The organism is Mesorhizobium sp. B2-1-3A (assembly GCF_006442655.1).
GTDB lineage: Bacteria > Pseudomonadota > Alphaproteobacteria > Rhizobiales > Rhizobiaceae > Mesorhizobium.
This window is the reverse complement of the sequence record NZ_VFWK01000006.1, coordinates 573,516-586,839: the sequence shown is the minus strand read 5'-3', so window position 1 is coordinate 586,839 and position 13,324 is coordinate 573,516. Positions and strand designations below refer to the sequence as shown.

Genomic DNA, 13,324 nt, shown 5'->3' with positions numbered 1-13,324 from the left:
GTCGTATAAAAATTCTTCAGATATCAGCCGCTGGCAACTTGGCAGCTAGATATTTGCGCACTTGATCGAGGTTCAACTGCTTGAGAGGGAGAGGACTACTGGCTTCCAGCATCCGGACCACAAAAAGCTCCCCAGCTTCCGAAAATTCGTCGAAACGCTCCTTTGCGATACGCTTGCCTTCGACACCCGCAACACGCAGCCCAAGCAGATGTGCTTCCAGCCGCTCTAAGAGCCGCTCCACGCGCTCCTCGTCCATCTCGGGGTTCTCGCCGGGATGCAGCAGATGGTGGTCGTAGACCGTCCAGAGGAAGGCCGCCATTTCCGCGTGCTGACGTACTATGTGTTCGAGTATCGGCGGCTTTGGCATCAATTCAGATTCACGGAGCCGCCACGGATACGGTTGGAGGCGCTGGCGTGGCTAACCAGGTTGGTGCCTCGTATGGTGAGATGGCCATCCTTTTCCATAATGATGACCGACTTGCCGCACCTCAGCTCAAGCCGCTCGCTCGAACTGATTTTCACCGTTTCACCGTCGCGCACGACATGACTGTTGTCCCGGCTGTTTGTCTGTCGTTTTGCGGGATCGACAATACGCCCTACGATCAGCGGTTTCAGCGGATTGGCATTTTCGAACAGCAGTGCGACTTCTGACCCGATCATGTCAGACGACAGTTCGGTCAGACTTCGCGCCTGCAGGGCTACCTCCTCCCGATTTCCGGGGAACACCACGAGTGGCGCACCTTGGTCGAACCCAAGCAGCAAACCTATCACCACTCCATCAATCCGTTCGTCAATATCGCTCATGGGTGCGTCCTCAGTTCTGCTTTATCTCCGAGCCTTTCATGATGATGTCGCTCGAAGCATTGACGTCTATCTTTCCTGAAGCCTTGATGGTGATGTCCTTGCCCTTAATCGTGATCGTCCCATCCTTTTTCATGACAATTTCGGCACTTCCTGTTTTGATCGTGACGGACTCCTTGGCCTCGAGGGTCAGGTTCTTGCCGACCACCATGCCCGCGTCCTCGCCGACCTGGATAAGGCTCTTTTTCCCGACCTTGAGCTCGTGCGCCCCATTGACTTGAGTTGAGGCATCCTCGCCGACCTTGATGATATGCGTTTTGCTGATTTGTGTGTTCTGGGCCCCGCCGATCTTGACGCCCTGATCAGACCCGATCTGTATGCCTTGGCTTGTTCCGACGTTCCAACTGTCCGACGCGCCAACATCGTGGCTCTGGCTGATGCCGACCGTGACCGAGCGGGCGGCGCCAATCGTGTTGGTCTGAACGCCGCCTACAGTTCGGGTTTCGGCAGCGCCCACCGTGTCGATGCGTGCTGCGCCCACGGTGACCGTCTGAACCAGTCCCACGGTCTGCGAATGGTTGGCGTCGATGTTTTCGGTCGAATTGGCGACGACGTGGATCGTCTCATTCGCCCCCACCGTAAGCGAGCGGTTCGCGCCCACCGTCTCGGTGTCGTTCGAGCCGATATTCGTGGTCTGGTCGACGCCGACCTTGACCGTCTTGTTGTTGCCGACGTCCTCGTCGAGGTTGTGGCCGACGGAGTGCTTGGCGTCGTGGTCGATGCGGTCGGACTGGTCGTGCTGGACCAGCTTGGTGCGGTCGTGCTTGATCAGCAGGTTGTGGTCCTTCTGGGCCTGGAAGTTGACCAGCTCGGAGCCGGCCTTGTCCTCGAACATCAGCTCGTTGTAACCGCCGCCGCCTTTCGAAGAGTTGGATTTCCAGCCCGATTGCGTTGCGTTGCCCGGCAAGCCGTAGGGCGGCATCTGCGAGGCGTTGTAGACCCTGCCGGTGATGATGGGCAGGTCAGGGTCGCCTTCGAGGAAGTCGACGATCACCTCCTGGCCGATGCGCGGTATCTGAATGAAGCCCCAGCCGCTGCCGGCCCAGGTCTGCGAGACACGCACGAAGCAGGAACTGTTTTCGTTCTTCTTGCCCAGGCGGTCCCAGTGGAACTGTACTTTCACCCGGGCATATTTGTCGGTGAATATCTCCTCGCCGGAAGGGCCGACAACCGTCGCCGTCTGCGGCCCGCGCATGATCGGCCGCACCGTGATCCGCGGCGGGCGATAGGGCAAGGCAGTCGGCGCGACGCCCAGCACGACCTTGAAGTTTTCGCTGTGGGCCTCGTTCTGGGTCCTGTAGCCCGGATCGAACAACCTGTATTCGGCGCTGATCACCAGATATTCCTGGTTCTGGTCATCGCGCGGAAAGCTCTCCAGCTTGAAGGTACAGCCGGAATGGAGGCCGCGCACGGTTCCAACGGCGGTGATGCGCTGGTGCACGGCCTGGAGCTCCTCGCGCCGGATGCCGGCCAGGGTGTCGCCGCGCCCCACATCGAGATGCGCCCCGGGCTGGCGATAATTCTCGCCGGAGGCTTCCTTGTGGCTGAATGGCTGGGCGGACTTCGCCATCAGATCGGCGCCAGGTTTCTGGAAATCATAGTCGGTATGGGCATAAGCCCCCGGCCGCACCGAACTGCCGGGAATCCATTCGGTGATGTATTCGACGTCGCGCCGCGAGCCATGGCCCTCGAAATTGTAAAGGATCTTCTCGTAGCCCGGCGCCGGCTTCAGCTTGCTCATCGCGTCGCACAGAACGAGCGTGTGCTTGCCCTCGTCATGCTCGAAGAAATAGAAGATGCCTTCGTGCTCGAGCAGGCGTTGCACGAAATCCAGGTCGCTTTCGTCATACTGCACGCAGTATTCGCGCGAGGGGTACGACCCTTGCAGCCGCTTCTCGAATTTCGCCGTACCGTATTTCGAGAAGATCTTTTCGACGATCTCGACAGCGGTCATGTTCTGAAAGATCCGGCAATCGGTCGCATTGCCGAGGAACCAGAGCCACGGCCTGACGACTGCTTCGTAGTAGGCCAGCCGGTCCTCGATGCGGGTCAGGCGAAACTCCGACACCAGGCCGCTGAACCACCGTTTCGGATCGGATTCCCCTTCGACCGAAACCGCGCCCCCAAGCATCTTCGCTGGATCGATGTCCGAGTTGGGCCCGACGAACCCGACCGTATAGGCAAAGCAGCGACTGATCTCGTCGCGCCCGACAAGATGCGTGAAGGTCAGCTCGGCGCCGACCGGCGTCTGCACAACCGTGGCACGTTCGTTCGGCATGGGTCGAGCCCCTCCTGGACGCGGCCGCCGACGCGGTGGATTTGAAGTTCCATCTGCTGAGGAACCTTTTAGGACCCGCCGCACCAGGCCATGTTGAGCCTACCACATATTGTCCTGCCAACCAAAGAGGACACACGGCGGCTAAACCTTGCCCTGTCGATGCAACGGCTCGAAACACTGCTGTCCTGTTGTATGTGCAAACTGCTAGAATGTGGAGTATCGGTCAGCGTTCGACGGCGATCCTGGATGTATATCAGTCTGCAAATCAACAATGTCGACGCCTTGCCCGCCGGCATCTCGACCGGCTACGCGGCGCGCGATCGCAGCTTCGAAATCGGACGCGATGCTTGCGACTGGACCTTGTCGGACCCCGACAAGTTCATCTCGGGCCGGCATTGCGAGGTTCGATACGAGGCAGGCGCGTTCTGGCTGCACGATGTCTCGCGCAATGGAACCTACGTCAACGGATCAAGCCAGCGCATGGCCGGCCCACACCGGCTGGGCCATGGCGACCGGATGCTGATCGGCCGTTATGTCATCTTCGTGTCGATCGACGAGGAGCGCGCCGCGACAGGTCATCCCAGCCGCAGCCCGACGCAGCGAGAAATGCCGGCCGCGACAAATCGGTCGCTGGAATTCGGAGATGGACCCTTCTTCGATCCTGCGGAGCAACGGTCCGGGCAACAGGTTACGGCTCCGGCATTCTCGTCGCAACCCTCGTCGCTTCCCTCGACACGAGACGAGGTGCTGCGGGAAATCGCGATCGCCGCCGGTATCTCGCCGGAATTGCTGCAATCGCGCGACCCGCATGAGGTTGCCGCCGAAATCGGCGCGGTGCTGCGGACGGTGGTCGAGGAACTGACCTTGCTGCTGAAAGCCCGCGCGGCCGCGAAAATGCTGGCCAAGAGCACACAACGAACGATGATCAGCGCCGCCGACAACAATCCCCTGAAGTTCGTTCCGGGAACCGACGACATCCTCGAAATCATGTTCGCACGGCGCCGTGCCGGCTATCTCGATGCCAGGCGCAGCATCGAGGATGCGTTCCGCGATCTCAAGACGCACGAATTCGCCACCTATGCCGCCATGCAAGCGGCACTGTCGCGGCTGCTCGACGACCTGTCTCCTGAAGCGATCGGAAGAAAGCTTCCGCCGACGTCGTTCTCGTCGAAAAAGAGCCAGGCCTGGGACGCTTTTGTCGCGACCTGGCGAACCATGGAGGAAGCACACGAGAACGGCATGCTGGACATATTCCTGGCCTATTTCAGCGAAGCCTATGCCAAGGCCGACAAGCAGAAATAGGCGCTTCAGGGGAGCCGTGGCGCCACAGCCAACGAAGATACCTCTTCGGTGCGCGGCATCCGGTTCCAATCGGGAGTTTCTGAGACTACGATCGCATACGACAATTCGCCAAGCGGGTAAGGCTCATCGACCTGGGGGTCTGCGGCAAATGTCAACTTACGGCGGGATAGCGAGATATAGCCGACCGTCCTCAAGACACTGCCCTGCCCCGCAGGGCCCGGCGTTGCTTTACCTGACCGCGAAAGGCTCTGCGCCTGTCCGGCAAGAGCGCGGGTGCCTGGCGCGAACGGACGATCGGCGATGAGCTCGAAGGACGATCCTTTCGGCCCGGCGGGCAAGACCGTCATTCGCGCCACGCCACGGCGTGAGCGAAAACCGGCACCGAGCCCTCCCGTCGCGGATGGCGGACAGCCCTCGCAGGTCAAGGACTCGACCGTGTTCGATCCCGGCGTCGGCCGGCATACACCGCCCGGTTGGACATCCGGAACCGTGATTTATCAAGGAACACCTTCCGCGGACGCGCCGGCTCCGGCCCTGCCGCAGGAGACCCTGCTCAATGTCACGGACAGTGTCCGATATGCCGCGGCAAATCAGATCCTTGCCGCGGCCGCACCGTTGCTGATGCTGTTCGGCCAGCTCAGGCTTATCCCGGTCGAGAGACAAGCGGAGCCGTTGGCGGAACACGTCACCGAGGCGATCGACAAGTTCGACAGCGCACTGGAGAAAGCAGGCGTTGCCGAAGAGGATGCGCGGATTGCGAAATTTGTCCTGTGCGAAACCGCCGACGATCTCATCGGCAACCTGCCGTGGCCATCGAAAGACGCCTGGGCGCGGCACAGCATGCTGTCGCGGTTCTTCCACGTCGAGCCCAACGGCACGGGCTTTTTCGAAGCGCTGAATAAAGTCTTGGCCAGCCCGGAGGCGCACTACGATCTGCTCGAACTGATGCATGTGTGCCTGTCGCTGGGGTACGAGGGCCAATATCGCGGCCTGACACGCGAGGACACCAATCTCGAACGCGTCCGGCGCGACGTCTACGAAACACTTCGCTATTTCAGGCCCCGCGCCGACGAAGACATCTCGCCTCGCTGGCAGGGCCTGGCGGCGACGATGACGCAGTCTTCGACGCGCCTGCCGCTCTGGGCCGTTGCGGCAGCGGCAGCGGCGCTGCTGACGGCGGCATTCTTCGCGTTGCGGATCGTCATCACCAATGAAGGCGACGCCACCGCTGGTGAATTGCTGGCCCTCAACCCGTCGACACCGATCGCCATCGAGCGCGCCAGCGTGGCGCCTTTGGCCGAGCTGGAGAAAGCCACCCCTCCGGCAGCCACGACCACGCAGATCGATCGCATCCGCTCGGCACTGGCCAAGGATGTCGGAGCCGGCGGGTTGACCGTCGGGACGAAGGGCGACTTCATCGTCGTGGAAATCAACAATCTCCTGGTGTTCCAGTCCGGCAGAGCCGACGCGAAGCCGGAGTTCCAGCCGATAGCCGCCGACATCGCAGCCGCCCTGGAACCCGAGCGCGGACCAATCAGGATTGTCGGCCATACCGACAATGTGAAGCCGCGAAAATCGAGCCCGTTCAAGTCCAACTTCGATCTTTCCGTCGCCCGGGCGAAGGCCGTCGAAACCATGATGGCGCAGAAGTTGAGCGATCCTTCGCGACTGACGGTCGACGGCAAGGGCGAGGACGAGCCGATCGCCGACAATGCAACACCGGAAGGCCGCGCCAAGAACCGCCGTGTCGATGTGATGATCGCCAAGGAGGAGACATTGTGAGCAGGGCCGGTTGGATGCGCCGATGACGCGTTGGCTGCTGCGGATATTCAGCGTGATCGCGCTGGCCGGTTTTTCGGCGGCAGTGTGGTTTGCCGGACCTTTGATCCGCTTCGCCGATAGCCGTCCTCTTGGGCCTGCCTGGCTGCGCGCGGCAATCATCGGTGTGATCGTGGCGGCCGTGGCGCTCTTCTATGGATTGCGTTTCTGGCGGATGCGCAAGGCACAAAAGGCGCTGGAGACCGCCGTTGCCCGCAATGACGACAGGGATGACGACTCACAGGTGCTCGAGGCGCGCATGAACGAAGCGATCGCCGCGCTCAAACGGTCGAGCGGCAAGCGCAATTTCCTCTATGAGATCCCCTGGTATATCATCATCGGCCCGCCCGGTGCGGGCAAGACAACGGCACTGGTCAATTCGGGTCTGAATTTTCCGCTGGCAGGTTCGGGTGATGCCCAGCCGGTCGCCGGTGTCGGCGGAACACGTGCCTGCGACTGGTGGTTTACCGACGAGGCCGTGCTGATCGACACCGCCGGACGCTACACGACGCAGGATTCCAATGCCGAGAGCGACAAGAAGAGCTGGCTCGCCTTCCTGTCGCTGCTCAAGCAGTACCGCACGCGGCAGCCGATAAACGGCGTCATCCTGGCGATCAGCCTCGCTGATCTCATCGGCCTCGACGATCAGCAGCTTGATGCTCACGTCGTGGAGATACGCAGCCGGCTGCGGGAAATCCACGAGACGCTGAAGATCCAGTTTCCAGTGTATCTGCTGTTCACCAAGGCCGATCTTGTTTCCGGGTTCATGGATTACTTCGGCGCTTTCGACGAGCCCCGCCGGCGCAAGGTCTGGGGCGCGACATTCCAAACCACGGATCGCAACAAGAACATGGCGGCCGAGGCCCCGGCCGAATTCGATGCGCTGGCAAGACGCCTGGTCGAGGAGATGCCCGACCGCCTTCAGGAAGAGGTCGATCCAGTCGCGCGCATATCCGCCTTTGGTTTTCCGGCGCAGTTTGGTGCGCTGAAGAGCCGAATTACGCGTTTTGTCGCCGGCTTGTTCGATCCGGCCCGCAGCCAGGTGAATGTCAGCCTGCGTGGCCTCTATTTCTCGTCAGGCACGCAAGAGGGAACGCCAATCGATCAGGTGTTGGGCGCGATCGGCCGCAGCTTCGGCGGCAATTCCCGCGCCCATCTTTCGGGAACCGGCAAAAGCTTCTTCTTGCATGATCTGCTGACGGGCGTCATTTTCGCTGAATCCGGATGGGTCTCCTACGACAAATCGGCTGTAAGGCGTGCGGCGATCGCCAGATTTGCAGGACTTTGCGCCATCGCGTTGATCGCCGCGGCGGCCCTCGGCACCTTGGCCCTGAGCTTCACGGCCAACAGATCACTGATCGCCTCCACAACGCAGGCCATGGGCCAGTATCGCGCGACGGCGGACACGCTGCTCAAAAGTACCGAGGTCACCGACGTCGACCTCGAAAACGTCATTGGCCCGCTCGACCAGTTGCGCGATCTGCCGGCCGGGTTCGAAACCGGCGACGTGTCGACACCGATCGAGGAGACCTTCGGCCTCAGCCAACGGGAGAGACTTCTTTCGGCGTCCAGGACGGCTTACCGGCAAGCGCTGGAACGCATGTTGCGGTCGCGTTTGCTGATCCAGGCCGAGCGGACGATCCAGGCCAAGATGGCCGACCCCGCCGCACTTTACGAGCCGTTGAAGATCTATCTGATGCTCGGCGGCAAGGCACCGAAGGTCGACGACGCGCTGATCGTTTCCTGGATGAAGCAGGATTGGGAGCAAAACCGGTATCCAGGCGAAAACAACCGCGCGGGACGCGAGCAACTCGAAAAGCACCTGCGCGCCATGCTTGCCCTGGACGACGCCTATGATCCGGTTTTCGAACTCAACCAGCCCCTCATCGAGGCCGCCCAGCGTTCGCTCGGACGCATGAGCCTTGCCGACCGCGCCTCCGCGTTGATCAAGTCGGCGGTGTATTCGGCGGCGCTGGACGATTTTTCCGTTTCCGTGAAAGGCGGACCGGAAGCGCAGCTATTGTTCGAACGTGTCGATGGCAGCGACCTGTCAGGCCTTCGCGTGCCCGGCCTCTACACCTGGGCCGGCTTCAATCACTTCTATCTCGGACAGCTCTCGCACATTGCGCAGATGCTCGTCGACGACCAGTGGGTGCTCGGCGGCGGCGGCGAGCAAGGCGGCATCGACCAGGACCTGCTCAAGCTCGGCCCCGAACTTCTCGATCGTTACGGGAAGGAGTTCGCAGCCGCGTGGAACGGCGTTCTCGACGGGTTGAAATTCAAGGCGATGCTGAAGGACAAGCCGCATTATATCGCGCTTTCCGCCGTCGCCTCGCCATCCTCGCCGATCGAACAGCTGTTTACCGCGATCGCCGACGAAACGGCACTGACGCGGGGCGCTGTTTCCGGCAAGGACTCAGGTGCCGAAGCCGGCACGGTTCAAGGCCAGTCACAAGAGGCCGTAAACATGGCCAGGGGCCTGGCTCGCATCGGCATACAAATTGCCACCGGAAAATCGCAAAGCCGTGCCGGCACAGGATCCGCAAACGCGCAAAACCAGAATCCCGGGGCCAACGTCGAAGCGCAGTTCAGATCGTTCCAGACCCTGGTGGGCGGTCCTGCCGGACACCGCCCGATCGATGCCTTGACCCAGAATTTCCGCGATATCTACCAGAGCCTGCAACTGGCGACCGACGTTCCCTCCCAGACGGAACGCGTTAACGCAAACCTGCAGCTCCAGATAGCCACTCTTCGCGCCAATGTCTCACGCCTGCCCAAGCAACTCGCTAGAATGGTCAATGCGACGGCGGACGAGTTTGAAGGCAATGTCACCGAGACCTCGGTGGCGAATTTGAACCAGATGCTCGATCAGTCGGTCACGGCGCCCTGCGAGGCGGCCGTCAACGGCCGTTACCCTTTCTCCGGCAATGGCTCCGAGGACATGGCAATGGCGGATTTCGCGAAGCTGTTCGCCCCCGGCGGGCTGATGGACCGGTTCTTCGCCCAGAATCTCGCATCGCTGATCGACATGACGGGCCAGGAGTGGAGCTGGAAGCAGGATGCGCGCTTCGGGCGCGACCTGTCGAAGTCGACGCTGAAGAACTTCCAGCTGGCGGCCGAAATCCGCAGCGCCTTTTTTCCCCAGGGCGGTTCGGTGCCCTCGGTCAGCATCACCTTCACGCCGTTCTCACTGCATGGCGACGCCGACGCGGCGGTGCTCGATGTCGATGGCCAGACAGTCCAGAGCAACCAGGCGGGCAATACGCCGAGCACCGTCACCTGGCCGAGCGGCACGGCTTCCGGATCCGCCAGCCTGAGCCTGACGCCGGAGATGCCAGGCCGCGAATCCGCCATCAAGTTCGAAGGTCCGTGGGCGCTGAAACGCCTGCTGGACAAGGCGACCATCACCGGCAACGACCCCAATGTCGAAGCCCGCTTCGTGATCGGCGGGCGTGACGTCACCTATACGATCCAGACTGGCTCCGGCCCCACCCCCTTCTTCCTTCCCGCACTTTCGGGATTCAGCTGTCCGAAAGCGTTTTGAGATGAGCTTCGAGCCTTTCAATGCGTTGATACGCTGTATGAGCCCCACGCGCCCGGACCTTAATTTCTATACTTTAATGGTCAAGCCTGTGGCAAAGTGTCGAGAGCGAGCGCCCACGAGTGCGCCGCAGAGGACGCGCAAGAAGCGTTTGGTGGCAAGTTGAGCAATGTCGCCCTTCCCTTTGACAGCTTCGGCGTGAGCCATAAAGGCTGTGTCCGCGAGGTCAACGAAGACAATTATCTGCTCGAGCCACGAACCGGGCTTTGGGTGGTGGCCGACGGGATGGGTGGACATGATGCCGGAGAGGTTGCCTCGGCCAGCATTGTCGACCATCTGGCCACGATCGGCATCGCAAGCTCCGCTCCGGATCTGCGGGCGCGCTTCGAAGACAGGCTGAGCAGGGCCAATGCCGAGATCCGCAGGATATCGGAATCGCGCGGCATCACCATCGGCTCCACGGTCGCCGCCCTGTTGGCGATGGACGGACGCTTTGCCTGTCTGTGGGCGGGCGACAGCCGGATCTACCTGATCCGCAACGCCTCGATCTCGCAGATTTCGAAGGACCACACCGAAGTGCAGGAACTGCTGGACCGAGGCATGATCAGTGCAGCCGAGGCGCTCACCTGGCCACGCCGCAATGTCATCACGCATGCGGTCGGCGTCAGCGATGACTTCATCATCGACTTCCAGCAAGGCGAACTGATGCCGGGGGACATTTTCGTGCTGAGCACCGATGGGCTGACAGCGCATGTCACCGACGCGGAGATCGAGGCAGCGGTGGTGTCGGCAACGCCGCAGGCGGCCTGCGAAAATCTCTTGGAAACGGTGCTGGCGCGGGGCGGAACGGACAATGTCACCATTGTGCTGGTGAAGATCGGAAACGGGCGCAATGGACAATCGCTGCGCGCTGATCTGTCGAGAGCGGAGGGCTGAGGCTGATGAGCGCCGACGATAAGACGCGAATATCGCCGCAGGTGGCCAACACCGCCGTAGGCACGCAGCTCAGCGGCATCTACGAACTTGACGAGCGGATCGCATTCGGCGGCATGGGCGAGGTCTACCGTGGCCACAACATCCAGACCGGAGACCACGTCGCGATCAAGATCGTCCTGCCCGAGTTTGCCCGCGACCAGACGATCCTGTCCTTGTTCCGCAAGGAGGCCTCGATCCTTAACCATTTGTCGCATGACGCGGTCGTGCGATACCACGTCTTCACCATCGATCCCGGGATCGGCCGTCCCTACCTTGCCATGGAATTCGTCGACGGCGAGTCGCTGTTCGACATCATGCGACGCGGGCCGATGCCGACGGAAGAGGTGCGCAAGCTCTGCCATCGCCTCGCATCCGGCCTGAGCGCCGTGCATCAGGCGGGCGCGATCCATCGCGACCTTTCACCCGACAACATCATCCTGCCGGGAGGCCGCGTCGACCGCGCAAAGATCATCGATTTCGGCATTGCGCGGTCGGCGACCGTGGGCGGTGAGACGCTGATCGGCGGAAAGTTCGCAGGAAAGTACAACTACGTTTCACCCGAACAACTCGGCCTTTACAGCGGCGACGTCCGTGAACAGTCCGACATCTACAGCCTTGGGCTGGTGCTGGCCGCCGCCCTGCGCGGCAAGCCGATCGACATGAGCGGATCACAGTTCGAGATCATCGAAAAGCGCCGGACGGTGCCCGACCTCTCCGACATCGACGAGGATTTTCGCGGCATTGTCGAAGCCATGCTGCAACCGGATCCGCAGGACCGGCCGGTCAGCATGGCGGATATCGCCAGGATGACGCGCGACGAAGACGAAGGAACAACGCCGCCGACGTCGATCACCCCCCGCGACCGGCCCGGCTTGCCCAGAGCCGGGCAGACCCTTGCTCCCGATCCCAAGGCGCAGTCCCAGCCGTCCAACGTCCCGGGACACATTGCGCCGGCGGCAGTGGGCGCGGGCGCGCAGCCCTTCGTCCCGCATGTCCGGCCCGCGCTTTTGTCCGAACCGCAGCCTCGGGCGAACCCCAGCCCGCCACATGCGGCCGCCCGCAACGCTCCCGGGAAACCCGCAAGGACCCGCACCGTCGCGATCGCCGCCCTGGCGACGCTGGCTGTCGCCTCAGGCGCCGGCCTTTACCTGGGCGGCTTCATGACGCCCGCGCCACCGACTGCGAGCAAGACGTCGCTTTCCGCGCCAGAGCCGTCAAAGCCTGCCGCGGAAACGGCAAAGCCGCTCCCGGCCGACAAGATCGCGAACGCCCCGGAACCGGCAAAGCCGGTTCCGCCCGCGCAGCCGCAAGCCAGCGTAGCGCCGGCTGAAAATCAGCCGGCGGCGGAGGGGCCTCAGAAGCCACAGCCGGCCAAGCCCGCGGAAGCGCCCTCGCCGGCCGAGGCCCCGCCGAAGCCGCCGGCAATGGCGGCGCAACCGCAAACAGAAGCGAGCACGCCGTCGGCCGAAAACCAGACAGATGCCAAGCCGGTGCAAGCGCCGGAGCCGGCGAAGCCCACAGCCCCGCAAGCAGCGAAGCCCCTGGAGCCTTCGGCAACGAACGCGCAGCCAGAGACATCGCCGGCAATCCAGCCGGATACGATGGCCAGCAACAGCCAAATGTCGGCCCCAGCATCCGAGACGACAGCTCCAACGCCGCCAACCGAAAAGGTCGCAGCGCCGCCGCCGGCCCAGCCAGAGGCCGTGCAGATCCAAAAGCCCGAGTCACAGATCAGCCAGCCGGAAGCACCCAAGGCGGTCGTGCCGGCACCCAAACCCATCGTGAGCCAGACAGACGCCGCGAACCCCGAGGGCCAAAACACCTCGTTGCCGCCAACCAAACAGCCGGACCAAGCTGTCGTCGCGTTGAACGTGCCCAAACCCGCGATCCCCCCGGCCGTCGACGACAGCGCGCAACGAGTCTCCTGGGTTCGCGACTTCAGCGGCGGCGACTGTTTCTATGCGACCATGACATCGTCGGCCGACAAGGCCCCCGCGATCGAAGGATTTGGCACGGCTGTCCAGCCATTCGAACAGATGCTGGGCGCTTTTCAGGCAAAATTCCATGTCGAGCCGGACATCAGCGTCCGCCTCATTGAGCCGAGCCAATGCGAAGTCACCAACTTTCTGCGCTTTCTGGGGCAGACCGCGGCCGACAGACCGCAGCTTGTTCTCGACCGGACATCGGTGCCGAACGGTACGCCGATCCGCGGCACGCTGGTGACCCATGGCGGGCTCATTTCCAGTGTGCTGCTGATCGACCACAAGGGCATGGTGTTCAACCTCGACGACCGCATCGTCGTGCAATCGGACAAGGCTACCTTCAGCATCCCGATTGGGCTGGGCGCCGCCGACAAAGCCGCAGGAAAGGCCGTGCCTCAGATCATAATGGTGATCACGGGCCCGCAGGATATTCAGGCGGCTGCCTTCTCCGCGCCAACGCCAGCCTCGGTGCTGCTGCCCAAAATTCTCGAGGAGATCGAAACCGACGGATCTCAGTTTTCAGCCACTGCCAAGTATTTCCGGCTCGGCGGATAGCATGGGCGCCCG

At 62.2% G+C, this 13,324-nt stretch carries 8 protein-coding genes; 5 read left to right on the top strand and 3 right to left on the bottom strand.

Going from position 1 to position 13,324, the window contains the following annotated elements; all coding sequences use genetic code 11:
* Window positions 1-16: 16 nt before the first annotated feature.
* The 3 genes from FJ977_RS26940 to tssI are packed head-to-tail and all read right to left on the bottom strand — an operon-like array spanning window position 17 to window position 3,139.
* The gene (locus FJ977_RS26940; protein WP_140775180.1) at window positions 17-367 is read right to left on the bottom strand and encodes a hypothetical protein; all 351 of its coding nucleotides are present in this window, start codon (window positions 365-367) and stop codon (window positions 17-19) included.
* Window positions 367-804 (bottom strand): DUF6484 domain-containing protein, encoded by a 438-nt coding sequence (locus FJ977_RS26935; protein ID WP_140775179.1) that lies wholly within the window; start codon window positions 802-804, stop codon window positions 367-369. The genes FJ977_RS26940 and FJ977_RS26935 overlap by 1 nt, the downstream gene beginning before the upstream one ends.
* 10 nt (window positions 805-814) lie before the next feature.
* Window positions 815-3,139 (bottom strand): type VI secretion system tip protein TssI/VgrG, encoded by a 2,325-nt coding sequence (tssI, locus tag FJ977_RS26930; protein WP_140775178.1) that lies wholly within the window; start codon window positions 3,137-3,139, stop codon window positions 815-817.
* A 246-nt stretch (window positions 3,140-3,385) separates the two neighbouring features.
* Between tssI and tagH the strand changes: the two genes are divergently transcribed.
* From tagH to FJ977_RS26905, 5 genes are all read left to right on the top strand, one after another.
* Window positions 3,386-4,441, top strand: a complete 1,056-nt coding sequence (tagH, locus tag FJ977_RS26925; protein WP_140775177.1) for a type VI secretion system-associated FHA domain protein TagH — start codon at window positions 3,386-3,388, stop codon at window positions 4,439-4,441.
* A gap of 300 nt (window positions 4,442-4,741) precedes the next feature.
* Entirely contained in the window at window positions 4,742-6,223 is a 1,482-nt protein-coding gene (gene tssL, locus FJ977_RS26920) for a type VI secretion system protein TssL, long form (RefSeq protein WP_140775176.1), read from the top strand.
* Window positions 6,224-6,245: 22 nt separating this feature from the next.
* The gene (gene tssM, locus FJ977_RS26915; RefSeq protein ID WP_140775175.1) at window positions 6,246-9,803 is read left to right on the top strand and encodes a type VI secretion system membrane subunit TssM; all 3,558 of its coding nucleotides are present in this window, start codon (window positions 6,246-6,248) and stop codon (window positions 9,801-9,803) included.
* A gap of 159 nt (window positions 9,804-9,962) precedes the next feature.
* A complete protein-coding gene (locus FJ977_RS26910) occupies window positions 9,963-10,736 on the top strand; it encodes a protein phosphatase 2C domain-containing protein (RefSeq protein ID WP_140775174.1) in 774 nt (257 codons plus the stop codon).
* Window positions 10,737-10,741: 5 nt separating this feature from the next.
* Complete coding sequence (locus FJ977_RS26905; RefSeq protein ID WP_140775173.1) at window positions 10,742-13,312, top strand: serine/threonine-protein kinase; 2,571 nt, start codon at window positions 10,742-10,744, stop codon at window positions 13,310-13,312.
* Window positions 13,313-13,324: the final 12 nt, after the last annotated feature.